The organism is Paenibacillus sp. SAFN-054 (genome assembly GCF_051966755.1).
Classification (GTDB): Bacteria; Bacillota; Bacilli; order Paenibacillales; family Paenibacillaceae; genus Paenibacillus_AQ.
In genome coordinates, this window is record NZ_JBQCKS010000001.1 from 624,172 (window position 1) to 648,103 (window position 23,932).

Consider the following 23,932-nt stretch of genomic DNA (forward strand, 5'->3'; position numbering starts at 1 on the left):
GGTGAAGAGTACAAGAATGAAAGGTGCTGCGAGGCAGAAAATACTCGCCTTTGCCAGCCTGATTATATTAATTGTGGTGTTCAGCGTCATGTCCGGAAATTTCTTCCGGTTTGATAATTTGGTCGGTATCATGCTTTCGACGGCCGTCATCGGCGTCCTGGCGCTTGGTTCCACCTTCGTCATTATTACGGGCGGCATCGACCTTTCGGTCGGAACCGTCATGACCTTCTCCTCGGTCATGGCAGGCGTGTTCATTACGTATTGGAATGGACCCGTGTGGATCGGTGTCATTGGCGGGATTCTTGCGGGGTCATTTTGCGGACTGGTCAGCGGTTTGATGATCGCCAAAATGAAGATTCCGCCGTTTATCGCTACGCTCGCGGTCATGATGGTCACCAAGGGGTTGTCGCTCATCATTTCCGGAACGAAGCCGATTTATTTTACAGACAAACCGCTATTCAACCAGCTGACCATGGGCACGATTCCTGCCCTCGAGATTCCGAATGCGGTCTGGATCTTCCTGATTGCCTCCGTCCTCGCAAGCTTTATTCTGTCGAAAACCATCGTCGGCCGTTATAACTTTGCGCTTGGCAGCAACGAGGAAGCAGCGCGGCTATCCGGCGTGAACACCGTATTCTGGAAAGTCATCATCTATGTCATTACGGGTACCTTCAGCGGAATTGCGGGAATTATGATGGCTTCCCGCCTGAATTCGGCACAACCGGCACTCGGCAGCGGTTACGAGCTTGAAGCGATCGCAGCGGTTGTCATCGGCGGCACGTCGCTCAGCGGCGGCATGGGCTCGATCCTGGGAACGGTTATCGGGGCTCTGATCATGAGCGTACTGACGAACGGACTTCGTATTCTGTCGGTTGCCCAGGAATGGCAGACCGTCATTGTCGGAATGGTCATCATTCTCGCAGTGTACATGGATATTCTGCGGCGCAGGAAAAACAAGTCGTAGCATCGCGGTTAACGTGCGGTATCGCCTTCCTAAGGGGAGTTTGCATACGAAAAAGCGTTCAATTTAATGAAAATGAGGGGGAATACGGATGAAGAAAAAACAAAAGAAATTGATCCTGATCAGCGGGGTGCTGGCGGCGGTCATGATGCTGAGCGCATGCGGCAGCGGAGGAGACAAGGAGGCAAGCTCAGGCAAGCCTTACATTCCGGTCGTATCTAAGGGATTCCAGCATCAATTCTGGCAGGCAGTCAAATCCGGCGCCGAGAAAGCGGCCAAGGAATTCGACGTCGAAATTACCTTTGAAGGCCCGGAAACCGAAACGCAGGTCGATAAGCAGATCGAAATGCTGCAAACCGCCCTCGACAAAAAGCCGAGCGCGATTGCTTTCGCGGCGCTGGACAGCAAGGCTGCGGTTCCGCTGCTCGAAAAAGCCAAAGCGGGCAATATTCCGGTCATTGGCTTCGATTCGGGCGTAGACAGTGACATTCCGCTTGCAACGGCAGCGACGAATAACAAGGCAGCCGCCGCGCTTGCGGCCGACAAAATGGCGGAGTTGATCGGCGGAGCCGGCGAAATCGCGCTTGTCGTCCATGACCAAACCAGCCGCACGGGCGTAGACCGCCGCGACGGATTCAAGGAGCAGATCGAGAGCAAATATCCGAATATCAAGATTGTCGATATCCAATACGGCGGCGGGGACCAATTGAAATCCACCGACTTGGCCAAAGCGATCATGCAGGCCCATCCGGACCTGAAGGGCTTCTTCGGCGCCAATGAAGGCTCGGCCATCGGCGTGGCGAACGCGGTCAGCGAAATGAAGAAGAGCGGCAAAATCATCGTCATCGGCTATGATTCCGGCAAGCAGCAAACGGATGCCATCCGCAATGGCACGATGGCCGGAGCCATCACGCAGGATCCGATCGGCATTGGCTATCAAGCCGTCAAAGCAGCCGTTCAGGCCATGAAAGGCGAAAAGGTAGAGAAAGACATCGATACCGGATTCCACTGGTACGATAAAAACAATATCGATTCCGACGAAATCAAGCCGCTTCTTTACGAATAATTCCCAGAAAAGGAAAGGAATAATCCGAAAATATAGCATAGCGGAGACTGCGCAAAAGCGCTTGTCTCTGTTATGCTATTTACAGTTACTGCATGCCAGCGGAAGCGAAGCCTAAGGAAGGGGGGAGCCCGGTGTACAAGGTGATATTGATCGATGACGAAGACGAGGTTCGCGAAGGGATCCGCAACAAAATTTCCTGGGAAAGCTGCGGCTTCGAACTGGCCGGTGAATACGACAACGGGCACGACGCGCTGGATGCCGTCGACATCGAACGTCCAGACCTGATCGTGACCGATATATGCATGGCGTTTATGGACGGGCTTGAGCTTGCACGCATCGTGAGCGAGCAGTACAGGGATATCAAGGTCGTGATCATTACCGGCTACGAGGACTTTGAATATGCGAAGCAGGCGATCACATACCGGGTTCAGGAATATTTGCTGAAGCCGATCAACGCCCGTGAATTTACGTCCCTCATGAATCAAATGAAGACAGAGCTGGATGCCGAACGGGAACAGCGGCGCAATTTAAGCCAGCTGCGTATCCAGCTGAATGAGTCCCTGCCGCTTCTGCGCGAACGGTTTATGGAAAGGCTTGTTTTTACGCGGATCGCCCCCGAGATGCTGCAGCGGAAGCTTGATTATTTTCAGATCCGGCTGGAAGGGCCGTCCTATATTGCTCTGGTTATGGATCTCGGTCAGGCGGGCGGCAGGCGGGAGCAGCGTGACGAGCAGGAGCTCCTGCAGTTTGCTGCCTATAATATCGTCCAAGAACAGCTCGAGCAGGACGGAAGCGGCATCGCTTTCCGCACCCGGGATGACCGACTGGCAATCATTTTGCAGGGCAGGCCGGAGCATTTGGAGCTGAAGGCTCAGAGGGTGGCGGATCAGGCGCGGAGCAGCCTCGATAAATTTATCAGGCTTCCTTCTTCCATCGGCATTGGCAGGAGATGTGAAGCGCTCGAGGACATTTCGTCTTCTTATCAGGAAGCGCTCTCATCGCTGGATTACACCTTTTTGCTGGGGGAAGGCAGGATTATTTCCATTCAGGACGTGGAGTACGGGCACGCGGCACCGGCTTATACGGAGGCCTGGGAAAAGCGGCTGATCAGCTCGCTGAAAACAGGACATATGAGTGAGGTATCATCGGTATTCCGGGAATGGTTCAGCGAATTGAAGCAAGGCGGCGTTTCGGTGCAAAGATGCCACAGCATCCTGTATCAAATCCTGATTGCGATGATGAAGCATGCGGAAGAGACCGGTCTGGGCGATGCGAGCCTGATTCCGTCCGATGCTTTCACCAGGGTAGCTTCATTTCGAACCCTCGATGAGGCGCATGCGTGGATTGAGGGCATGAGCAAAGACATACTCGTTAATCTAACAGAGCAGCGCTCCTCTCATATCCGTTCGCAAATGGATACGGCGGAAGCTTACATCCGGGCGAATTATCACGATGAGGGGCTGTCCCTTCAGCAGGTCTGCAGTCACCTTTTCATGAGCGCGAGCTATTTCAGTTCGTTGTTTAAGCAGCATACCGGCGGAACCTTTGTGGAGTACGTGACCCGAATCCGCATGGAGAAGGCCAAGGAGCTGCTCGTTACGACACGTCTGAAAAGCTACGAAATCGCCGAAAAGACGGGGTATGGCGACCCTCAGTATTTCAGCGTGCTCTTCAAAAGGAATACCGGGAAAACACCGAAAGAATACCGAATGCAGCAGGAGAGCGTTCAATCATGAATTGGATGAGGTTGTTCAGCCGCCGCAGCATTCACATGAATATCGCCATTGCATTTTCCTGCCTCATCCTGTGCACGACAGCCATTTTGAGCTTTTCGTCATACCGGTTGTCTTCGAGTGCGGTCACCAGCAGCTCCATCCAGAATACCTCCCAGCTCATCGAGCAGGTGAAGGTCAACATCCAGACCTATATCGGAAATATGGAAAGCATCGCATCCCTGGTCATATCGAGCCGCGACGTCATGCGTTTCGTCGACGCCACGGCGGCCGAGCGAAATTCGGATGAATCGTTGAAGCGGGGCGCGAGCCAGTATTTGCGATCCGTGGTCCAGTCGAGGAAAGATATCGCGTCCATTCTCTACGTCAACAAGGACGGGGATTTCGTATCGGATCAGGTCCACGCCATCATGAAATCCAAATCGGAGTGGATGCAGCAGGACTGGTATAAGCTGGCATTGACCACCTCCGAGGAGGTCGTATCTCCTTCGCATGTGCAGCATATTTTCGAAGACGAGTACCGCTGGGTCGTATCCATCAGCCGAAAGCTTCCGGCGGCAGGCCAGTCGCAGGAAGGCGTGCTGCTCGTCGATCTGAACTATAACGTCATTAACGACCTGTGCAGGCAGATCGAATTGGGAAAGCGGGGGTATGTGTTCATCGCTTCGCCATCAGGCGATCTGGTATACCATCCGCAGCAGCAGTTGATTCACTCGGAGCTGAAGTCCGAACAGATGCAGACCGTGCTGGACATGCAAGAGGGCAGCATTAAGCTCGGTAAATCGGAAGAAAGCAAGATTTACACCGTAGCCACCACTTCTTTCGGCTGGAAAATCGTCGCGGTAACCTATCCGGATGAACTGATCGAGAATAAGCGCCAAATGCAGACTTCTGCGGCTTTATGGGGCGTGCTGTGCCTGATTTTTGCATTGACGATCTCCATTATTTTGTCCTATGCACTGACCAAGCCGCTGAAAAATCTGGAGATGCACATGAAAAAAGCCGAGCGAGGCAATTTCGACATCCGGGTAGATATTGAAGGTACGCATGAAATCGGCAAACTTGCCCGCACGTTCAATCTGATGATTGCGCGTATTAAAGAACTGATGAACCAGATCGTGCAGGAACAGGAGATGAAAAGGCGCAGCGAGCTGAAGGCGCTTCAATCGCAGATACAGCCGCATTTTCTCTACAACACGCTGGATTCGATCATCTGGATGGCCGAGTCGGGAAAGGTGGATGACGTGGTCGAGATGACGACAGCGCTTTCAAGGCTGCTTCGGTCCAGCATCAGCAAAGGCGAAGAGCTCGTTCCCGTGTCGGTCGAATTGGAGCATATCCACAGCTACCTGACGATTCAAAGCAGACGTTACCGAAAGAAATTCACCTACTCGATCCTGGTGGAGGACAGCATTCTGGAATCGCCAATCCTGAAGCTGGTACTGCAGCCGATCGTAGAGAACGCCATTTATCACGGAATCAAGCCGAAACCCGATCAGGGCCATATTCAGATCCGGGGATGGCGGGAGGCAGATACGATTGTCATTACGATCTCGGATGACGGCGAAGGCATGGATGCCGATAAGCTGCGCACGGTGCTGATGGATAAACCCAAAGACAGCAGCGGAACCGGCGTCGGCGTAGCCAACGTCAATCACCGGATACAGCTGTACTTTGGACATCAATACGGTCTGCATTACGAAAGCGAGCGGGAGGAAGGAACCGTTGTCACGCTGAGGATTCCTTATATGGAAGGAGAAGTGGGAAACGATGGGGAAATGGGTAAAATGGACGCTGGTTAGCCTGCTGTTGGCAGCTCTGGCCATGGCAGGCTCGAGCAGCTACAAAGCGATGTCCCGAACGCTTCATCCGAAAAAGCCCTTCATCGTTTACATTCCCAAATCTGTGGATCCTACGATCGAATTCTGGGTTGTCATGCAGCAGGGAGTCATGATGGCCGCCAAGGAATTCGGTGCCGACGTGAAGATCATGGGCACACGAACGGAGCGGGACGTGGAAGGTCAGATTCGGATCGTGGAAGAGGCCATCGCAAGCAAACCAGACGCAATTCTGCTGGCAGCCAGCGATTATATCAAGCTCGTTCCGGCGGCACAAAAGGTTGAGGATGCCGGTATACCGCTCATTATGGTCGATTCCAACGTCCAAGGCGACATGCCGAGGAGTTTTATTGCGACAGACAATTACGAAGCCGGACGCAAATCCGCGCAGCTGTTGAAAGAACATGTCAAGCCTCATGAGAAAATTGCGATCGTCAGCTACATTCAGGGTACGGGAACTTCTCTGGACCGGGAAAAGGGAGTAAGGGACGAGCTGAAGAAAGGTGGGTACGACAACATTTTTGCCACGATTTTCAGTGACGGAGAGGTACAAAAATCCTACGAACTAACGCGGGATTTGTTGATGATTCAACCGGACATCCGCGGTATCGTCGCCTTGAACGAGCCTTCGACCGTCGGCGCAGGCAAAGCTATTTACAATCTGGGGCTTCAGAGCAAGGTGAGCCTGATCGGCTTTGACAACTCCAACAGCGAGATCCGGCTGATCGACAGGGACGTCATCCAGGCAACGATCATTCAGCGGCCTTTTAATATGGGGTATCTGAGCGTCAAAACGGCCATTAATATTATCAAGGGACAGAACGTTCCAAAAATGCTGGATACGGGTTCCAAAGTCATCACCAAGTATAATATGTACACGAACGAAAACCAGAAGCTGCTGTTCCCGTTCGAAGATGAGCTGCCCGAGAATTGAAGATGGCAGGCGGACATTCCTCTTCACGTATCCGTGAACTGACTCAAGCCTTAGCGAGCCAAATCGTCCAAGGATCCTTCTCGATGATCGGGGCGGATCCTTTGATTTGCGCCGAGATATAAGCGATCAGGTCTTCCAGCTCTGCGTCACTGCATTCATGGAGGATGGAGCGGCCGGTACGCCGGCGCAAATCCTCGAATAATTCTCCGGTATTCTCATATATAGCCCGCGTTTCCCAGAGCTTCAGCTCCCGGATTTCATCGAATCCGCTGGCCTTTAGGGCAGCTGAGGTGGCCTCGGAGGTGTGTCTCCGTGAAACTTCAGACTCCGCCAAGCGGGGATATTGTTCGAAAAAGTAGCCGCGGATGTTCGTAACAGATCCAGGCAGCAAGCTATCCTCGGGTGTCCGGTCTTGAACGATGAGCGTTCCGCCGGGCTTCAAGATCCGCCGCGCTTCCGTAAAGCAAGCCCGCAAATCCCGGAGATGGTGAATCAGCGCCCGTTCGAGCACGACATCACCATATTCGGAAGGCAGTCCTGACCGGCATGCATCTCCCTGATGCCAGGTTACTTTCGCCGAGTCATCCGCTGACAGGCTGACTTCCGCACCTTTCAGCATTTCCGCCGAAAAGTCCACGCCCGTGACATGCTCAGCGCCCAGCGCAAGCAGTGCCCGCGTATAGATTCCTCCCCCGCAGCCGATATCTATGGCTTGTTTTCCTTCAAGGTCCACGTTATCTGCAATCAAATCCAGCCAAGCGGCATCCGCTGTGCGAGTTGTATAGGACTTGCGATTATTCGGATCATGAAAATTCATCGGCATGCGTATACCCTCCCTATTTAGTTCCGTATAGTGAAACCTAGTCTTGTATTATGGGATGATTTGATTTGTATTATAAGGCATTCAGGCTCGGATGAACATGATTTTTCAAAAAAAATGACAGACGTTATAAATTGTTTAGAATTGCCCTCTAAGATCAATGGCAGGAGGGGATTGGACAATGAAAGTACTGGAAATCGAACATATTAGCAAAAAGGCAGGACGGCGCACGCTAATCGGCGACATGTCCTTCGATATTTTGAAAGGGGATGTCTGCGGCTTTGTCGGACCGAACGGTGCGGGGAAAACGACGCTGATTCGCATGATAACGGGACTCATCAGACCAGAGGAAGGAAGCATTCGTATCGAAGGGTTTGACGTGCAGCGGGATCGTATGAAGGCGCTTGGCCAGGTCGGAGCAATCGTGGAGTCGCCCATCTTTTTTCCATACATGTCCGGCAGGGATAACCTGCTGAATCTGGTTAAGCTGCATGCGAACATTCCGAAAAGCGAACGCCATTCGCGCGTTGATGAAGTCCTTCGGATCGTGGGTCTGGATGCTCGCGGCAAGGATAAAGTGAAGACATATTCGCTTGGCATGAAGCAGCGCCTTGGCATCGCTCAGGCTCTTCTGGGCGATCCGAAGCTGATTATATTGGATGAGCCGGCCAATGGACTGGATCCGATGGGAATCCGCGAGCTGCGGAATCTGATTCTGGAGCTGAACGAGAAGCATGGCATCACGTTTTTCGTATCCAGCCACTTGCTGGATGAATTGCAGCGGATATGCAGCCGCTTCGTCATCATCAAGGAAGGAAGACTGGTATGGCAGGGAACGCAGGAAGAATGGCAGGAAATTGCCGGCACCAGCAGTCTCGAAGATCATTTTGTGGAGATGATGACCTCATGATGAACCTGCTGCATAGTGAATGGGAACGTTTATGGAAACGGAAAATCGCATGGCTGGTCCTGATCGCCATACCATTGATCATTATAGCCACGGCTAAATATTACACAGGGCATAATTTGGCGGTCCCGGTGGGGAGCCCCGAGCATACGACCGCGGAGAATTTTCCGGTCATGGCCATGATCGAGCAGCTGATCATTGTGTTTAACGTGGTTGCGCTGATTCTGCTGACCTTGTCTTTTACAGAGGAATACCGGTCGGGACAGCTTCGCATGGTGATGCTGCGGGCATACAGCAGCAGCCAGCTGTTCTGGGCCAAGTGGCTGGCATTCGCGCTCATGATGGCGCTGTTCTTCATTGTGTATCTGCTCATGGCGGTTGCGGCCGGGTATCTGTTCTTTCCATCGTCGCCTCAGCAAATGCTGTTTTATTACGATCATGCCGTACCGAGCAAGGATATGATTGTATACACGCTCGGTTACTATGGGATGGCCTATACTTCGATCATCGCGATGGGTTCCGTGTTCATTGGAATCGGCGTGCTGTCTCGCTCATCGACCGCAGCTATCGGCCTTGGCATGGGGTTCCTGCTCTGCTCGCTCGGGTTTCCACTGGTGTTCGATCTGTCGAACCGCGTGCTGGGACTTGGTCTGCCGGGCATGCTGAAATATTTGTCGCTCTCCGAAATCCAGTTCAGCGGCATTGCCGTCATGATGTCGAGCGCGGATAAGCTGAAGGACATGCATGCCGGCGCATGGATGATCGGCGCCATAGCCGGTTACACGGCGATATTCTTGGCAGGCTCCCGTCTGCTTTTTACCAAATCAGATCGCTACACTTAAAAGGAGGACACAATAACATGCTACAGCTTATGCAAAGCGATTGGCAGCGGATGTGGAAGCGCAAGAAGACGCTTGTCAGCCTGCTGATCTTCGTCGGCATCGTTTTACTCGATTGTTTGTTTTTGAATATGCAGCACCTGGGGGCGTTCGATAACGTATCGACGGTTCCGCTGACAGCTCAAAACTTTTCACTGTTTTTGTTGAAGGAAGTGTCCTTTTTCCTTGTGCTGATTATCGGCCCGATTCTAATGATTGACAGCTTTAACGGCGAATACCATGCAGGACAGCTTCGCCTGGTTCTGATCAGACCGATTTCGGTCATGCGGATGCTCGCTGCCAAATGGATCAATTTGGCGATCGTGATGGCCTTGTTTCTCCTCGTGACCTTTGCGGTCGGCGAAATCTTCGGCCATTTGTTCAAGCCAAGCGTGGACACAGTCGTATTCTTGAATCCGGACCGTTCTTATGACCCGGCTGGAGCCTTCCTGTACTGCTTGGAATCTTACGGATTGTTCATGCTGATTATGCTGGCCCAGCTTAGTCTGACGGGGCTCATCTGTACGGCGCTGCCAAGTCCGATCATCTGCTATCTTGGCTGGGTCGGAATTGCAGTCGGCTCGATGTACGTGTCGGATACGTTCAGCTTCCTGCTGTTCGGCATATCGACGGTCTTTGAGTGGATGGCGGGAAGCTATGCTCATGCCTTTGTGCTGCCGGTGATGATTTGTATGATTCTGGGGTTTGCCGTTACAATGTTGTGGTGGCACCGTAGAAACTGGGTGAAGTAATGCCCGGATAGCAGGAGAGTGGGTTATGCAGGAGAAAATTTTGATCGTAGACGACGAGGCTGATATCGTATCTCTGCTTGAGCAGGCGATGACGGCGGAGGGGTACGAGGTATGGACCGCTTCGGATGGGCAGCAAGCGCTGAATTTGCTGTCCAAGGCGCCGGATTTGATCATCCTTGATGTGATGATGCCGGGAATGAATGGCTTTGAGCTCTGCCAAATGATCCGGGACGAGGTCCATTGTCCGATTCTGTTCGTGAGTGCAAGACAGACGGAGGCGGACCGCATTCAGGGCTTGTCCATTGGCGGGGATGATTATATTACGAAGCCCTTCAGCCTGCGTGAGCTTAAAGCCCGGGTGGGCGCACATTTGAGAGGCAGCCGGAGGGGCCGGGATCACGCGCAGGATCGTTCCCTGCTTCGTTATGGCGTGCTTCGGATCGACCTTAAGGGACGGGAAGTGCATGTGAATCATGCGGTCGTGCCTCTGGCGGCAAAGGAATTCGATATCGTGGAAATGCTGGCGCTTCATCCGGGGCAGGTATTCTCCAAAGAGCAAATTTACGACCGGATCTGGGGACTCGAAGCCTGCGGCGATACCAGCACGGTCACGGAGCATATCAAGAAAATCCGTGCCAAGCTGGGCAGCCATGATCCGGGAAGCAGCTATATTTCAACGTTATGGGGGGTCGGCTACAAATGGGAAAGATCGGATTCATAGAACGACTCCCCCTGAAAAGGCAGCTGATTCTAACATTCATCTGGACGATGGTGCTGAGCGTCATCTGTTCGGTGATCACGATTGGGTTCGGATTATGGGGGCTGTCCAGAATAAGCTGGCTCCAGCCCGCGAACGCCTATGAAAATAAGCTTCCCCATATCGTGAATTACGCCCGCTCGCAGCATGAAGCGCTCATGGAGCCTGACAGCCGGGCGGAGCTTGAGCAGCGAATTCCACTTGAAGGAATCAAGTATCAGGTCGTGGATTTGGACGGCAAACCGGTGTATGGAACGTTACGCGAGCAGAAAATTCCAAACCGCTCAGCCCTGATGGATAAGCTGAACAAAACGGTATCCGTAGGCGGTTCCTTGCGTTTTGGAGGGCAGTATTTGCGTGTGGCCCCGATCATTTCAGCAAAAGGGGATTTGCTAGGCGCCCTCCTGCTTCAATATAAGCTGGAGGTTTCGGGTAAGCATACCTCAGCGTTTAATTGGGTCAACGTAGGGATGATATTGATTTTCCTGGTATCCCCGTTTATGTACATAGCGATTTTCACTTATTTATTCGCGGCGAGGTTCGGCAGAAGAATTGCCAGGCCGGTGCATGAGCTTATCGAGGCTTCCCAGCGGATTCGCGACCAGGATCTTGACTTTACGGTCAGTTATAAGGCCGATAACGAGCTTGGACTGCTGACGGAATCCTTTGAAAATATGCGGAGCGCGCTCAAGGACTCTTTGCTAAGAGAGTGGAAGCTGGAGCAGGAGCGCAGGGACATGATGGATGCGATTGCCCATGATTTCCGGACACCGATGACGGTGATCCAGGGAAACGTCGAAATGCTGGCTGACACGCCGGGCATGCCGCGGGATAAGGCCGAAGCCCATCTCAAGGTCACCCTAGACAATATCCAGCGCGTCAATCGTCTGATCCAAGATGTGCAGGTAGCATCCGAGAAAGACATGGAGTACTTCCCGCTCAGAGCCGCGAGGGTATCTTTGGCGGATTTTCTGCAGGACAAGGAACGCGAGATCGGTTATGTCTGCAGCTCTCAGCAGGCTGCTTTTTCATTTCAATATGAGGACGAGTCGCCGGATTATGGTCAACATCTATTCATGGATGTGCAGAGAATCAGTCAGGTACTGGACAATCTGATTTCGAACAGCGTCCGCTATCTTCCGGCCCGTAAAGGCTGGATCGGGGTCCATATCAGACGGCAGGCCGCATATCTGGTATTCGAGGTTTGCGACAACGGCACGGGCTTCCAAGCCAAGGATGTGCCTTATCTTTTTAACAAGTTTTACAGGGGGAATCAGGGGCAGTCCGGACTGGGACTTTATACCGCCAAGATGATCGCTCAGAAGCACGGAGGAAAGATTCACGCATTCAACCGGCAAGGAGGCGGAGCCTGTATCCGGTTTACGATTCGCACGGACGGTGCGGAAGCAAATCATGTGGAATTTTAAACCAAAACGTAACCGGCATGTAACCTTCAACCGTGATGATTCTACTAAAATGGAACTGTAAATAAATAACAGAGGTCCGTTAGGAGAATAGGAACGATGAAAAAAAGAAGCAAAATCATCATTGCGGCCGTTGCCGCATTCTCGCTGTTATCCGGTTCCGCTTTGGCCGTAACGGCAGGTCCCCGGCTTTATATCGATAAGGAAGAGTTCGCGAGCAGTTATTTGAAGCTGAAGATGGAAGACGGCACCGCTATGGTATCGCTACGTGCAATGATGGAACTGATCAAGGGGGAAGTCACTTATAAAGACGGCAGCCTCTACGTTTCCATGCCTGAAGCCACCGAGCTGGCAAGGCAGGTTCACAGCCTGCAGCAAGCGCTGAAGGCCAATACCCCTGAAGAAGCGGCCGAGTTCTGGATTCGCGGCATCCAGACAAGAAGTGGTTCACTGCAATATGCGGTGATGACGCCAGCCATGCAGGAGCGAACCAAACAGGAATTCTCCGATAACTACTGGGTTACGGGTGGCTCCAGTCCGCATATGGGTACGGTGACGCAGATGCAAAAACAAATCCTGTCAGCGGATAAAGTTCAAATCTCGTTTGACTATCCGCTGATCGTTTCCGGCGCAGTATACGATACGGGCAGAGCCAGTCTGGTGATTGAGAAGGAGAGCGGGGGAGCCCATGATATTTGGGCCATTTCGGAAATTTCGCTCCTTGATCCAGGCGATACAGGCTTGATGGTCGGTGCCAAGAAAATGGATACCAAGAAATAAGTATGCAGCTCAGAAAGGAAGCCAGGATGACAGCATCCCGGCTTTTTGTCATTTTATGATCGGTATCGCATCACATGGGATCAGGCTCGGTAGCGCTGGCGCCGATGCGCTTTGCGGAATAACCGCAAAGGGATGGCATACCACTTCCCCTTTATCGCCTTGCGTTCAATCGCTTGATATATAAGCAGCTTCTCCTGTTCCCTTTGGATGGTTACGGCGTTCTTACGGTCGGCTTGATCATATTCCAGCAGCTTTTCTACAGTAAAATACTCCAGCATACGTTTCTCCCTCGTTTCGTTCTATTTGTTTCCAATTATGAGCTATCCAAAAGGGACTAAAAAGTGTATACTTGCGAAAATGATTTTCCCCTTTTAGGCATTAAAGCTATCGAAGGAGGGTGAAGACGAATGCTGTTGAAGGAGCAATACCTGATGCTGTACAGCCGGTTTGCCGGCGGAAACGAAGCGGGAACTGCGGTTAAAGTCACATTAGAGGAGCTGGCGGATGCGTTATGTTGCACCGTGCGAAACGCAAAGCTCATTCTGAAAAAGCTTGTGGAGGAACAGCTGATTGAGTGGCTCCCGGGGCGGGGGCGAGGCCATTATTCGCAAATTACGTTTCAAGAAGGCAAGGAGGGCTTCCTCTATCAGCTTTCCATCGGGCTGGCCAAGAGCGGGGACTATAAGCAGGCCTTTGAGATGCTAAGCAATTATGGAATCGGAACTCAGGCCAAAGAGAGATTTATCGACTGGCTGAACGGGCATTTCGGGTATAAAAAGGAAGAAGGGAGCGAAGGGCTGCCCGGCAGCGATACGCTGATCTTCCCCGTTCTCCTTTCTCCCAAGACGCTGGATCCGGCGGAAGCCAATTATGCGTTTGATTCGCACTTGCAGCGGCAAATTTTCGACCGGCTGCTGTCATTCGATGAGCAGCTTGAACGGATCGTTCCAGGGATCGCCCATCACTGGAGGTCAGATAAGGATGCCACCGAGTGGACTTTTTACCTGCGCAAGGGCATCCGGTTCCATAATGGACAGGAGCTGACATCCAAAGACGTCACCTATACGTTCGAACGCTTGAAAAAAGGAGCTCAAAATGAGTGGATTCTGCGTGAGGTGGAGGCGATTGAAGCGTTAGGCCCGCGCGTGCTGCGCATCCGATTACGGAAACCAAACCGGATCTTCGACCGCTTTATGTGCTCAGTGGGTGCCTCGATACTTCCTTTTGAACTGGCCGGGATAGAAGAAAATTCCTTTTGGCTGCTGCCGATCGGCACCGGACCGTTCCGGGTCATATCGTATACGAAGCACCGGATCGAGCTCGCGGCGCATACTGCATACCATGATGGCAGGCCATATCTGGACGGCGTGGATATTGTCATTATGCCCGAAGATTGCAATCCGGAGTCCATCGGTTACCCAGCTGTCCTGCATACATGGGGGGAGTTCCGGCAAGAAGGAGCGGATGAGCAGGACTACAGCCGGAACAATCCCGGGAAGCTGAGGCAGGCCTGCACGTTACTGTCCTGGAATTTAAACCGGGATGGCGCGCAGCAATCCGAAGCCTTCCGCAGAGCGGTGCGCATGATTATCCAGCCGGGAGAAATGATCGCTGAGCTGGGCGGAGCTCGCATTCTTCCTGCCTTCGGCTTCCGGCCGGACGACAGTCACGCGCACGTCATTGATCCGCTTCGTCCGGAACGCGTTCGGGCTGCCTTGAAGGAAGCCGCATACAACGGGGAAACGATTCGAATTTCGATATACGATAAATACAAGGAAGATGCGGAGTGGATCCGGAAACGTCTGTCGGAATGGGGAATAAGCACGGAAATGGTGGATTACAAGTCATGGCATGTCGCCGACCTGACCATGTCAAGCATTGTGCTCGCCGAGGATGAGGTTTGCGAGATCGAAACCTATGAGAACCGGAGCAGCGTACTGAAGAAGTATCTGAATGAGGAGCGCATGAGCTGGATTCAGGCGAGAATCGATGATGCGCTGAGTGCAGGAAACGTTGAGACAAGACGGATGATTCTACGCGAAGTCGAACAGTATTTGCGGGACGAAGCGTCGGTGATCTTCCTCCACCACCGCCAGCTGAATACGTTTTTACATCCATTCGTACGCGGCATCAGCCTGAACGCCCTGGGCTTTATCGATTTTAAGGATGTTTGGCTTGAGAAGCATGATTAATTAAATGTAGAGTCATCCTCTTCACCTGCTGCCTGCATAGGCGGCTTTTTTTGTGCGGAATTTCATGCACATGCGTGGATGTCGACGATCACGCATCCGGCCGCGCCATATGGATACATAGAAGAAACCGAAGCTTCTGATGCTGTTGGAACAGCGGATTCAGAGTAGCGTTGATGTGGAAAGGAGCTGGGGAAATGATCATTTTTATACTAGGAGCAGACCGCACAACCGATGCGGGGCTGACTGTGGATTCAATCTCGCTGTTGCTGCCGCTCCACCGCGTCGTGCCGGTGCCGGCCGGCTCCGTGCATATAGCGAATGAAGCGCTCGAAGGCGCCTCGGATTCGGCATGCATGACGATTCGGGCGGGCAGCATCATTCATGAAGGCATGGAAGGAAGCATGGAGCAGTTCGCTGTGCAGCTGGAGCGGGACACGCTCCCATGGGTACACCTGTTGACTGATGAGGAGGCATCCGTTTTAAAGTCCAAATTCCGGCCTGGAGAGGCTGGGCCCATCCTATGGAATCTGCGTATGATGAAAGAAATGGGACTCTCATTTCTTTGTGGTTCACCTTATCCATTTGACGGTCTAATGGAATGGCAGCTGATGCATCTTATGTCGAGGACCACTGCCGGGCGCTCCGTTCGTTCCAAGGCATGGGCTCCTCCAAGACGCAAATTCAAGGACTGGCAGCGCAAGGAGCTGGAGTGGGTTAAGCTCGCGCCCTTCTTCAAGCCTTTAGACAATGCATTGAATCCCTTCGAGAATGCTGCTATTCCCAAGGTTTCCATCGTTCTTGCCGTATACAACGAGGCTGATTACTTCCGCTGGGCTGCGCAAAGCGTTATAAGCCAAACCTCTGCAAGTTGGCAGCTGCTGCTGATTGATGACGGATCGACCGATGACACGCCGGCATGGATGGAGCAGCTGGCAGCCGAAGAACCGGAGCGCATTCACTACGTGAGGCTCGCCCGTAACGTAGGCAAGGCGGCTGCCTTAAATGCAGCTCTCCCTCATGTTCGCGCCCCGTGGCTGCTGGAGCTGGACGCTGACGATTGGCTTGACGCCGATTGCGTGGAAAAATGGAACAAAATCGCATCAGTCTTGAACCGCGACACGGTGCTTGTCTATGGAAATCATGCGGAGTGGAGGCAGGATATCACCAGGAACCTGTCGTATCGGGGGACATATTCAAGTCCGGAGCGGCTGAACGGGAGCGAGCTGCTTCAAGCGGGGGTCCCGCTCGCTCCCAGGCTGATGCGGACCGAGACGCTGCGCATGCTGGGAGGCTGGCGCACGGATGATCCGGTTGCAGGACGCCTATATGAAGACATGCATATGATTCTCCGGCTGCTTCAAGCAGGGGGTGCATTTTGTTGGAACGAATGCGTCTATAATCGCCGAATCCGGTTCAACAGCATTACCCGAAAGAACCAGGAGCAATATGCAAAGTGGTGTGCATGGGCTCGAACGACGTATCTTATCTGATCGAAACTGATGACATTGAAGATAAAAGACATAGTGTAAAATACTTCACAAAATAGACGAATAAGTGTATACTTTCGTTGTAATCGATTACAACATTTCAGCAAGAATCATAGAGAGGAAGAGGATACATGGGACGACTAACAGGTAAAGTAGCCATCATTACAGGTGCAGCGAACGGCATGGGGGCGGCGGAAGCCAAATTGTTTGCAAGCGAAGGGGCGAAGGTGGTCGCCACCGATCTGAATGAAGCTGCACTGCAAGCGGTTGTGGATGAAATCAAACAGGCAGGCGGCGAGGCTGTCGGCATGAAGCATAACGTGGCGACCGAGGCAGAATGGAAGCATGTCGTGGAGGAGACGGTAAGACGTTATGGCAAGGTGGATGTACTCGTCAATAATGCAGGAATATCCACGACCATGACGATTGCCAATCTGGAGATGGAGCAGTGGAACAAGGTGCTGGATATCAATCTGAACGGATGCATGCTGGGGATGAAATACGCGATTCCGGAAATGCAGAAGAACCGCTCCGGCTCGGTCATCAATATTTCCTCGATCGGGGGCATCGTTGGAATGGCAGGCTCCAGTGCCTACACTGCGGCCAAAGGCGCGCTTCGTGCGATCACCAAAGGGGCAGCCGTGGAGTTTGCCAAAGAAAGCGTGCGGGTAAACTCCGTACATCCGGGCATCATTGAAACGCCGATGACTGCGCCAAGCTTCCAGGATGCCACTCCGTATTACAAAACGTTCACTCAGCTCCCTTACTTTGGCAAACCTGAAGACGTCGCCTATGGCGTGCTTTTCCTCGCATCGGATGAGTCCCGTTTCATGACGGGGGCCGAGCTTGTGATCGACGGCGGCTGGACAGCCTTGTAATCTTAACAATCCAGCTCAGATGTGCCCGAAAGCTGGAGCGGCAACATTCCATTGTCGGCTTCGGGTTAACGCAGAACATCCCTGAACGGATATCCATCCGTCAGGGATGTTATATTATGGCTGCATAATTCCATCGGGGCGCATACGATAGGGACCCATGATCGATAAATTCATGAGCATCTCGGCCATTTCCTCTTCCGGGTAGGGCATTTGATTCTCCACCCACCAGATGATGATCTCGAGGAATGCGGATTCGACATACTTGATAACGACATCCCTTCTTGCGGACAAATTAGAGTCATCGGGCTCCGTCCTATTGATGCCTTCCGATATGAAATGATGCAGCACGTCCAGAAGGCCTGCGGAGAACGCAGGGATGCGGTTATTCACGAGCAGTGCCTGATACTGGCAAAAATGCGCACTGACATGCTGAAACATCCGGATGAAGATCGGGTGGGCTTTCCCGCTGTGGAAATCGAAGGGCAAGTCGTCTTGCTGATTCAAGATGGATTCGCTGAGCTCGTTCAGCAGTTCTGCAATGCATTGCTGGACAAGATCTTGTTTATCACTATAGTGTAGATAGAACGTCGCCCGTTTGACCGTCGCTTGATCTGCGATGTTCTGGACGGTAACCTGTTCGTATTCCCGTTCCTCCAAAAGATCGAAAAGAGCATTTTTCAGCAGCCGCTGCGTTCTTATGACCCGGGGATCCATTCGTTGTTGGGAAGCCATTGATCCATACCTCCAAAATCCTGCTGGAATAAAAGGAACGAAAGCCCCTGGGGACTTTCGTTCAATTTCGTGTGAAGTGTCTATTCATCATATAACGGAATGGTAAACGGTTCAATAAGGGCGAAGGACCCAGGACTGCGTTATGCGGGAAATTTAGAATTTAAAAATCTGAATGGTTTTCTGTAGCTGGAACACAGCTTCTCTCATTGCTTCGGTTTCCTCCACGACAGCCTCGATGGACTTCATCTGTTCGTTCATGGAAGCCGATACTTGCTCGGTACCCGCGGAAGATTCCTCCGTAATGGCTGAAATATTCTGGATGGCACCGGAGATTTTCTGGGCGCTTTCGAGCATCATATCGCTTTCATTGGAGAGGGCAGTGATCTGCTCGGTTATGTATTGAACGCTTTCCACGATATTCGAGAAAATCTGCTCCGCTTCACGAATCATTTCATTCTGCAGGCGGACGACTTCCTCGTTGACTTGAATATTCTCGATGGCTTGATGTATGCCGAGCTCTATGCTCTTTACGAGCCCGAACACTTCCTGCGTTGAAGCTGTCGATTCCTCGGCCAGCTTGCGTACTTCCTGTGCGACAACGGCAAAACCTCTGCCATGTTCGCCGGCTCTGGCCGCCTCAATCGATGCGTTCAGAGACAGGAGGTTGGTTTGCTCTGCCAACTCGGAGATCGTTTTGGTAATCTTGTTGATGCCGTATGCATTCTTGGAGAGCGCATCGATGGTTTTGGCTACCTTTTCTGTCGCTTCCACGTTTTTGCGCATGCCGTCGGCCTGTCTTTCGACGGACTGGCGTCCTTTCTCGACGAAGCCCAGCGTCAAATCGGACTGCTTTTTCATTTCCTTGGTGGAGTGGACATAGTTGCCGACCTTGAGCTCGATATCCTGAATCGATTCGGTCATGCCGGAGACGTCTTCCGAGATTTCGCCTGCACCGATGGCAAGCTCGTTGGAAGCGGAGGCAACGGAAGCCATGACGGTTTTGAGCTCCTGGTTCTTGTCGGCAATGCCGCGGCTTGCTTCGATGACCTTACGTGTGATGCCGGATGCGTCGGTCAAAATTTTCTTGAGCTTGTCCACCATGCTGTTGAAGGAACGGCTGACGTCACCCATCGAGCCGGATTCGTCCACACGGTTGGTAAAGTCGCCCTTGGCGATCCCGGCCGTTACATTGGCAATGTTCTCAAATGAAGATGTAAGCGTTCTCTCGACAAACCGGGCAAGCGGGTATGTCAGCGCTGCCAACACAACCACGAAAATCAAACCGATGAGTATTTTGCCGATCAAGATAAAGATCACAAGGGCGGGTATGGCGAACAAAGCCGCAACCAGATAGCACCCCGCGATCACTCTCTGGGACAGCGGAAGATTTTGCAACCACGACATAGGAAAAAGGACCTCCTTAGTATGTACTAATTCTACCATATTATAGCACTCACCCGGATCAATGGTCTATAAACGTTTACAAAATAAGCTAAAATGTATAAATCTTTTGACATGATTCGATATACCTCTAGGCAGGTCATGAAAAAAGCTGACGCAAAATGCGGCAGCTTAAACAAAAGTAATGGACCGGAGAAGTGTGTTTCCTTTCTATAGATATATCAGGCACGCACATAACGGCGTCTTCCGATCCGGGAGGCAATCGCGCCTTCCTGTATGAATGCCTGGTGCAGCAGGTCGGGGTTCAGGCCTGAACCGCCTGCTTCGAACTGGGACAGATACAGGAAATCCGGGTGGATGACCTGGTCGGTCTGATAGGCGGATACCATACTCCCCGGTATGCGGTGCCGGTTCAGCTTGGTTATGATCGCCTGGGAAGGGACGATGCCGATCCCGTGTCCATAATACAGATCTTCCTCAATCTTGATTGTGTTCTCTCCTTGCCATTCAATTTGGGCCGGGTTGACGTCCGGATTTTTGAAATACAGCACATCTCCCGGCAACGATTGGGAAGCCCCATATTTCTCAATAAGCCGCAAGTCGCTGTCGTAATGCCAGTCGTAGAGCAGCAGGTCTGCAAACATCCGGTTAAAGTCACTTTCCTGAATGGAGTCCAGCACTCCCTTGTATAGAACAATGACTATCGCAGTTGCGCACTCGAAACCGTAAAGGGTTCCATTCGCGAAAATATCCCGGATGCCCTCCGCCGGAGTTACGTCCCGCCTCAGTTCAAATCCGCCCCTGCTGTTCAAATTCCAGTACTGCCCATTACAGTGGGAATGCTCGAAGTCTTCGAACTGGGCGCCGCTTCGTTTGAGCGCTTTGGCCGCTTCCACGATGGCCGTCCTGAGTCTCAGCTCGAATAACAGGTGGGAGAGCGAGACATAACGGTACACTTCAGGGCTGTTTTTCTTGGAAAGGTAAATTTTTTGCCATAATGCCGGCCAGTTTCCGACCTCCAGCACGGCTTCCTGATTACCGATCAGAATCAAAACCGCTTCACGCTCCTTTCTGCAGCCTAAGTAGAGCATATGATGCGGACAAACGTATAAATGTCATATTGGCGCATATTTTTGCGGCCGGGGTTATGACAGAAGCGGCATCCAAGGTTGCTATACTCCGGTTTCTACTATAATATTTTGTAAGGCAAGAACGATTATATGGAACAGACTGGAGCAACCCTAATGAAAAGATTCAAAAAGTTTTACGTTGAGCTGACCAGCCGCTGCAATCTGGCATGCACTTTCTGCCCGCCTACGCACAGGGCGACCAACTATATCACGATCGAACAATTTACCCATACGCTGGACGAGATCAAGCCTTATACCGACTATATTTATTTTCACGTCAAGGGTGAACCGCTGCTGCATCCCCATATCGATCAGCTGCTGGATATCGCCCATGAGAAGGGCTTTAAAGTTAACATCACTTCCAATGGAACCCTGCTGCATAAAGCGGGACCCAAGCTGATGAATAAGCCGGCACTTCGGCAGATGAACTTTTCGCTTCACAGCTTTGACGGCCATGAAGGCTCCAAGGACAAGGATTTGTACATCGCCAAGGTACTGAATTTCGTCAAGGAGGCGGTAACGGGTTCGAATCTGATCGTATCGCTGCGCCTGTGGAATCTGGATATGGACAACGCGACGAATCTGGAGAAGAGCCGCAACCGTGAAATGCTGGAATATATCGAACGGGAATTTAATCTGAATTACAGAATCGACGAGAAGGTTGAGCCGGGAAAAGGGATCAAAATTGCCGACCGCATCTACATCAATATGGATCACGAGTTTGAATGGCCCGATTTGCAAGCGGAGGAGGACTTCGGTCCGGGGTTCTGTCACGGTCTTCGCAATCAGGCAGGCGTTCTGGTCGATGGCACCGTCATTCCTTGCTGTCTGGACGGAGAAGGCGTGATTAACCTGGGTAACATTTATAAGGATGACTTTCACAATATTATTGAAGGCGAGCGCGCAAGGAACATTGTGGATGGTTTTTCCCGCCGCGAGGTCGTGGAGGAGCTATGCCGCAAATGCGGCTACCGGAAACGGTTCAATCATAAGGCGAACGGATTCGCCGACGATGCAGACAAGGAAGCAGTAACGGTCTGACAGCGATGAGTCGAAAGGGGAGAATGAATCCAACATGAACCATTCGTTTCTATTGAAAGCGGAGTGGGACGGCGGACGCAACAGCGAGGGAAGAATTGAAGCTGGGCAGCTGAAGACGGCTATATCCATACCGAAAGAAATGGGAGGTCCCGGCATCGGGACCAATCCGGACGAAATGCTGCTCGGCGCCGCAGCGACCTGTTACTTAATCACGCTTGCGGCAGTGATGGAGAGGGGCGGACTGCCGGTGGACAAGCTGAGCTTGGAATCGGAAGGGATTGTGGACGTGACGAACAACATCTTCACGTATGTCAGTATCACGCATAAACCTCATGTACTGCTAAAGGGCGAAGCATCGGAGAAGGACATCGAGCATGCGCGCCGGCTGGCGCTAAAAGCGGAAAGCTCCTGCATGATTTCGCGTGCAGTAGCCGGTAATGTGGCAATCAACACGGAGCCGCGCATTGAGAAAAATCCGGTATAGCTGAGTGTACAAGGCAAGGCAGCTTTAAACGTGACCGGTGAATGACAAATCCGGCAATGCCCGCCCAGAGCTGTTCGAGCTGGTTCGAGGCGAAGGAGCACAGGTTGTATGCGCGGCCGCGCAGATGCACAGCTTATAGATAGGACGTCCCAGAGTTCGTCTACGGACCTGAGGGCGTCCTTTTTGCATGGTTTCCATGCCGTACCACAAGAGGCGGCAAAACGCATCCCTGTGGCTCTTTCTTCTGCTGCGGGATTATGCAAAGATTAGCTATGGAGGGATGGCATGATGTTCACCGATTTTAAGATCATTGAAGGCCGGCCGCTTACGGTGCAGGTCAAAGAATATTTGAAGCAGTGGATTACCAAAGGCAAGGGCAGGGTCGACCAGAAGCTTCCGTCCACGAGGGAGCTGAGCACGATGCTGGGAATCAGCCGCAATACGCTGGTGACCGTATATTCGGAGCTTGAGGAAGAGGGATTCATCTATACGGTTCATTCCAAGGGAAGCTTCGTGTCCAAGGTGGGCATCGCTTCCGTACCTTCGTGGTCGCTCGATTGGGCCCAGAAGCTGAACGGAAGGACGAGACAGGCGGTAGAGAATGATCTGATGAAGCGCGACTTGCGCGGCGAAAAGGGTATGATTAATTTCGCGAGCATCGCGCCGGATGAGAAGCTGTTCGATCTGGCCAGCGTCAAACGGGCATTTCTGGACCGCATGTCGCTGGAAGGAGAGATTCTGCTTAACTACGGCTATGCCAAAGGCTACAAGCCTTTGATCGAATACCTGACCGGATACATGGAAGCGAAGGGCGTCGACATGGAGGGCAAGGACATTCTCATTACGAATGGCTTCACCGAAGCATACGACATGATCGTCTCTTCCCTGGAAGTGCCCCGGAAGCACATCCTGTGCGAGAATCCGACGCACCATACCGCGATCAAAATTTCCCGGCTTCACGGATACGAAGTTACGGGCATTCCCATGGATCAGGACGGCGTGCGGATGGACCTGTTCCAGAAAGCGCTGGAGGAGCAGGAATTCGGACTGGCGTATCTCACGCCTTCGTACCATAATCCGACAGGTGTCGTCATGTCGGCGGAGAAAAGGGTGGAGGTGCTGCGGCTGCTTGCCAAGCATCGGATTCCACTGATCGAGGACGGGTTCAATGAAGAGCTGCGGTATTCGGGCTCCCACATGGCGCCGCTTGCAGCCTTCGGCGGCGAAGGGAACAGCGTCATTTATTTGGGGAGCTTCTCGAAGATTTTATTCCCCGGCATCCGCATCGGCTGGATTGCGGCGGACCGTGAGCTGGTTGACGCGCTCGTGAGCGTGAAAAGGGCACGGAACATTCATACGTCCACGCTCGATCAGGCGGTGCTGTACCAGTATTTTCATAACGGCAATTTCGAGAAGTACTTGAAACGGGCAAAATCGGAATACAAGCGCAAACATGAGCTGGCGGTTGCCTACTGCACCGAGTTCATTCCCCATAAGCGCCTGACGGGATCGGGTGGGCTGCATTTGTTCATTGAGCTTGAGGAGGGGATGGATGCGCGTGAACTTCTTGCCGACTGTTACCGGCAGGGGGTCGTCTATACCGCCGGGGACGTTTTTTTCACGGATGGAGGCGGCTCGAACACGCTTCGGCTCGGTTTTTCAAGGGTAACCGACGACGAGCTTCGGCGGGGCATCGAAATCATCGGCCAAGCGGTCAAACAACGAATGGAGGCATAA

At 52.4% G+C, this 23,932-nt stretch carries 22 protein-coding genes; 17 read left to right on the forward strand and 5 right to left on the reverse strand.

Translation table 11 applies throughout. The features are described 5' to 3' along the window. Window positions 1–16: 16 nt before the first annotated feature. From ACTHPM_RS03060 to ACTHPM_RS03080, 5 genes are all read left to right on the forward strand, one after another. Window positions 17–964 (forward strand): ABC transporter permease, encoded by a 948-nt coding sequence (locus tag ACTHPM_RS03060; protein WP_440395333.1) that lies wholly within the window; start codon window positions 17–19, stop codon window positions 962–964. 88 nt (window positions 965–1,052) lie between these two features. Then, window positions 1,053–2,027, forward strand: a complete 975-nt coding sequence (locus ACTHPM_RS03065) for an ABC transporter substrate-binding protein (protein ID WP_440393706.1) — start codon at window positions 1,053–1,055, stop codon at window positions 2,025–2,027. 131 nt (window positions 2,028–2,158) lie between these two features. After that, on the forward strand, window positions 2,159–3,763 hold the full coding sequence (locus ACTHPM_RS03070; protein ID WP_440393707.1) for a response regulator: 1,605 nt from the start codon (window positions 2,159–2,161) through the stop codon (window positions 3,761–3,763). Continuing rightward, complete coding sequence (locus tag ACTHPM_RS03075; protein WP_440393708.1) at window positions 3,760–5,562, forward strand: cache domain-containing sensor histidine kinase; 1,803 nt, start codon at window positions 3,760–3,762, stop codon at window positions 5,560–5,562. Before ACTHPM_RS03070 ends, ACTHPM_RS03075 begins: the two co-directional genes overlap by 4 nt. Then, the gene (locus tag ACTHPM_RS03080; RefSeq protein WP_440393709.1) at window positions 5,531–6,532 is read left to right on the forward strand and encodes a substrate-binding domain-containing protein; all 1,002 of its coding nucleotides are present in this window, start codon (window positions 5,531–5,533) and stop codon (window positions 6,530–6,532) included. The genes ACTHPM_RS03075 and ACTHPM_RS03080 overlap by 32 nt, the downstream gene beginning before the upstream one ends. Before the next feature lie 43 nt (window positions 6,533–6,575). Here ACTHPM_RS03080 and ACTHPM_RS03085 read toward each other — a convergent pair whose 3' ends face one another. Beyond that, complete coding sequence (locus ACTHPM_RS03085; protein WP_440393710.1) at window positions 6,576–7,355, reverse strand: class I SAM-dependent methyltransferase; 780 nt, start codon at window positions 7,353–7,355, stop codon at window positions 6,576–6,578. 178 nt (window positions 7,356–7,533) lie between these two features. Here ACTHPM_RS03085 and ACTHPM_RS03090 point away from each other — a divergent pair, with 178 nt between their 5' ends. The 6 genes from ACTHPM_RS03090 (at window position 7,534) to ACTHPM_RS03115 (ending at window position 12,850) form a co-directional block, all read left to right on the forward strand. Beyond that, window positions 7,534–8,262 (forward strand): ABC transporter ATP-binding protein, encoded by a 729-nt coding sequence (locus ACTHPM_RS03090; RefSeq protein WP_440393711.1) that lies wholly within the window; start codon window positions 7,534–7,536, stop codon window positions 8,260–8,262. Next, entirely contained in the window at window positions 8,259–9,101 is an 843-nt protein-coding gene (locus ACTHPM_RS03095) for an ABC transporter permease (RefSeq protein ID WP_440393712.1), read from the forward strand. The genes ACTHPM_RS03090 and ACTHPM_RS03095 overlap by 4 nt, the downstream gene beginning before the upstream one ends. A 17-nt stretch (window positions 9,102–9,118) precedes the next feature. Further along, window positions 9,119–9,889 (forward strand): ABC transporter permease, encoded by a 771-nt coding sequence (locus ACTHPM_RS03100; RefSeq protein WP_440393713.1) that lies wholly within the window; start codon window positions 9,119–9,121, stop codon window positions 9,887–9,889. Window positions 9,890–9,914: 25 nt separating this feature from the next. Beyond that, the gene (locus tag ACTHPM_RS03105; RefSeq protein ID WP_440393714.1) at window positions 9,915–10,610 is read left to right on the forward strand and encodes a response regulator transcription factor; all 696 of its coding nucleotides are present in this window, start codon (window positions 9,915–9,917) and stop codon (window positions 10,608–10,610) included. After that, window positions 10,589–12,073 carry a HAMP domain-containing sensor histidine kinase gene (locus tag ACTHPM_RS03110; protein WP_440393715.1) on the forward strand — a complete coding sequence of 495 codons (1,485 nt, stop codon included), beginning with the start codon at window positions 10,589–10,591 and terminating at the stop codon, window positions 12,071–12,073. Before ACTHPM_RS03105 ends, ACTHPM_RS03110 begins: the two co-directional genes overlap by 22 nt. A gap of 96 nt (window positions 12,074–12,169) precedes the next feature. After that, a complete protein-coding gene (locus tag ACTHPM_RS03115) occupies window positions 12,170–12,850 on the forward strand; it encodes a hypothetical protein (RefSeq protein ID WP_440393716.1) in 681 nt (226 codons plus the stop codon). An 80-nt stretch (window positions 12,851–12,930) separates the two neighbouring features. Here ACTHPM_RS03115 and ACTHPM_RS03120 read toward each other — a convergent pair whose 3' ends face one another. Further along, entirely contained in the window at window positions 12,931–13,128 is a 198-nt protein-coding gene (locus tag ACTHPM_RS03120) for a hypothetical protein (protein WP_440393717.1), read from the reverse strand. 129 nt (window positions 13,129–13,257) lie between these two features. Here ACTHPM_RS03120 and ACTHPM_RS03125 point away from each other — a divergent pair, with 129 nt between their 5' ends. From ACTHPM_RS03125 to ACTHPM_RS03135, 3 genes are all read left to right on the forward strand, one after another. Beyond that, window positions 13,258–15,042 (forward strand): ABC transporter substrate-binding protein, encoded by a 1,785-nt coding sequence (locus tag ACTHPM_RS03125; protein WP_440393718.1) that lies wholly within the window; start codon window positions 13,258–13,260, stop codon window positions 15,040–15,042. A gap of 194 nt (window positions 15,043–15,236) precedes the next feature. Continuing rightward, window positions 15,237–16,532 carry a glycosyltransferase family 2 protein gene (locus tag ACTHPM_RS03130; RefSeq protein ID WP_440393719.1) on the forward strand — a complete coding sequence of 432 codons (1,296 nt, stop codon included), beginning with the start codon at window positions 15,237–15,239 and terminating at the stop codon, window positions 16,530–16,532. Between the two features lie 128 nt (window positions 16,533–16,660). After that, window positions 16,661–17,407 (forward strand): SDR family NAD(P)-dependent oxidoreductase, encoded by a 747-nt coding sequence (locus tag ACTHPM_RS03135; RefSeq protein ID WP_440393720.1) that lies wholly within the window; start codon window positions 16,661–16,663, stop codon window positions 17,405–17,407. Between the two features lie 114 nt (window positions 17,408–17,521). On the opposite strand, the gene ACTHPM_RS03140 is transcribed toward ACTHPM_RS03135, so the two are convergent. From ACTHPM_RS03140 to ACTHPM_RS03150, 3 genes are all read right to left on the reverse strand, one after another. After that, window positions 17,522–18,139 (reverse strand): TetR/AcrR family transcriptional regulator, encoded by a 618-nt coding sequence (locus tag ACTHPM_RS03140; RefSeq protein WP_440393721.1) that lies wholly within the window; start codon window positions 18,137–18,139, stop codon window positions 17,522–17,524. A gap of 153 nt (window positions 18,140–18,292) precedes the next feature. Next, entirely contained in the window at window positions 18,293–19,543 is a 1,251-nt protein-coding gene (locus ACTHPM_RS03145; protein ID WP_440393722.1) for a methyl-accepting chemotaxis protein, read from the reverse strand. Window positions 19,544–19,761: 218 nt separating this feature from the next. Further along, window positions 19,762–20,592 (reverse strand): protein-glutamine gamma-glutamyltransferase, encoded by an 831-nt coding sequence (locus ACTHPM_RS03150; RefSeq protein ID WP_440393723.1) that lies wholly within the window; start codon window positions 20,590–20,592, stop codon window positions 19,762–19,764. A 192-nt stretch (window positions 20,593–20,784) separates the two neighbouring features. Here ACTHPM_RS03150 and ACTHPM_RS03155 point away from each other — a divergent pair, with 192 nt between their 5' ends. The 3 genes from ACTHPM_RS03155 to pdxR all read left to right on the forward strand — a co-directional run bounded on the left by ACTHPM_RS03155 (window position 20,785) and on the right by pdxR (window position 23,932). Beyond that, on the forward strand, window positions 20,785–21,711 hold the full coding sequence (locus ACTHPM_RS03155) for a radical SAM/SPASM domain-containing protein (RefSeq protein ID WP_440393724.1): 927 nt from the start codon (window positions 20,785–20,787) through the stop codon (window positions 21,709–21,711). A gap of 34 nt (window positions 21,712–21,745) precedes the next feature. Then, on the forward strand, window positions 21,746–22,195 hold the full coding sequence (locus ACTHPM_RS03160) for an OsmC family protein (protein ID WP_440393725.1): 450 nt from the start codon (window positions 21,746–21,748) through the stop codon (window positions 22,193–22,195). Between the two features lie 288 nt (window positions 22,196–22,483). Next, window positions 22,484–23,932: a MocR-like pyridoxine biosynthesis transcription factor PdxR gene (pdxR, locus tag ACTHPM_RS03165; protein WP_440395334.1), complete on the forward strand. Its 1,449-nt coding sequence runs from the start codon at window positions 22,484–22,486 to the stop codon at window positions 23,930–23,932.

Excerpts from the sequence above, each read along its gene's own strand:
- ACTHPM_RS03125 (WP_440393718.1), top strand. The coding sequence starts at position 13,258 with ATGCTGTTGAAGGAGCAATACCTGATGCTGTACAGCCGGTTTGCCGGC.
- pdxR (WP_440395334.1), top strand. The coding sequence starts at position 22,484 with ATGTTCACCGATTTTAAGATCATTGAAGGCCGGCCGCTTACGGTGCAG.
- ACTHPM_RS03120 (WP_440393717.1), bottom strand. The coding sequence starts at position 13,128 with ATGCTGGAGTATTTTACTGTAGAAAAGCTGCTGGAATATGATCAAGCC.
- ACTHPM_RS03135 (WP_440393720.1), top strand. The coding sequence starts at position 16,661 with ATGGGACGACTAACAGGTAAAGTAGCCATCATTACAGGTGCAGCGAAC.
- ACTHPM_RS03105 (WP_440393714.1), top strand. The coding sequence starts at position 9,915 with ATGCAGGAGAAAATTTTGATCGTAGACGACGAGGCTGATATCGTATCT.
- ACTHPM_RS03060 (WP_440395333.1), top strand. The coding sequence starts at position 17 with ATGAAAGGTGCTGCGAGGCAGAAAATACTCGCCTTTGCCAGCCTGATT.
- ACTHPM_RS03080 (WP_440393709.1), top strand. The coding sequence starts at position 5,531 with ATGGGGAAATGGGTAAAATGGACGCTGGTTAGCCTGCTGTTGGCAGCT.
- ACTHPM_RS03140 (WP_440393721.1), bottom strand. The coding sequence starts at position 18,139 with ATGGCTTCCCAACAACGAATGGATCCCCGGGTCATAAGAACGCAGCGG.
- ACTHPM_RS03075 (WP_440393708.1), top strand. The coding sequence starts at position 3,760 with ATGAATTGGATGAGGTTGTTCAGCCGCCGCAGCATTCACATGAATATC.
- ACTHPM_RS03095 (WP_440393712.1), top strand. The coding sequence starts at position 8,259 with ATGATGAACCTGCTGCATAGTGAATGGGAACGTTTATGGAAACGGAAA.
- ACTHPM_RS03110 (WP_440393715.1), top strand. The coding sequence starts at position 10,589 with ATGGGAAAGATCGGATTCATAGAACGACTCCCCCTGAAAAGGCAGCTG.
- ACTHPM_RS03130 (WP_440393719.1), top strand. The coding sequence starts at position 15,237 with ATGATCATTTTTATACTAGGAGCAGACCGCACAACCGATGCGGGGCTG.
- ACTHPM_RS03145 (WP_440393722.1), bottom strand. The coding sequence starts at position 19,543 with ATGTCGTGGTTGCAAAATCTTCCGCTGTCCCAGAGAGTGATCGCGGGG.
- ACTHPM_RS03100 (WP_440393713.1), top strand. The coding sequence starts at position 9,119 with ATGCTACAGCTTATGCAAAGCGATTGGCAGCGGATGTGGAAGCGCAAG.
- ACTHPM_RS03155 (WP_440393724.1), top strand. The coding sequence starts at position 20,785 with ATGAAAAGATTCAAAAAGTTTTACGTTGAGCTGACCAGCCGCTGCAAT.
- ACTHPM_RS03085 (WP_440393710.1), bottom strand. The coding sequence starts at position 7,355 with ATGCCGATGAATTTTCATGATCCGAATAATCGCAAGTCCTATACAACT.
- ACTHPM_RS03115 (WP_440393716.1), top strand. The coding sequence starts at position 12,170 with ATGAAAAAAAGAAGCAAAATCATCATTGCGGCCGTTGCCGCATTCTCG.
- ACTHPM_RS03160 (WP_440393725.1), top strand. The coding sequence starts at position 21,746 with ATGAACCATTCGTTTCTATTGAAAGCGGAGTGGGACGGCGGACGCAAC.
- ACTHPM_RS03065 (WP_440393706.1), top strand. The coding sequence starts at position 1,053 with ATGAAGAAAAAACAAAAGAAATTGATCCTGATCAGCGGGGTGCTGGCG.
- ACTHPM_RS03090 (WP_440393711.1), top strand. The coding sequence starts at position 7,534 with ATGAAAGTACTGGAAATCGAACATATTAGCAAAAAGGCAGGACGGCGC.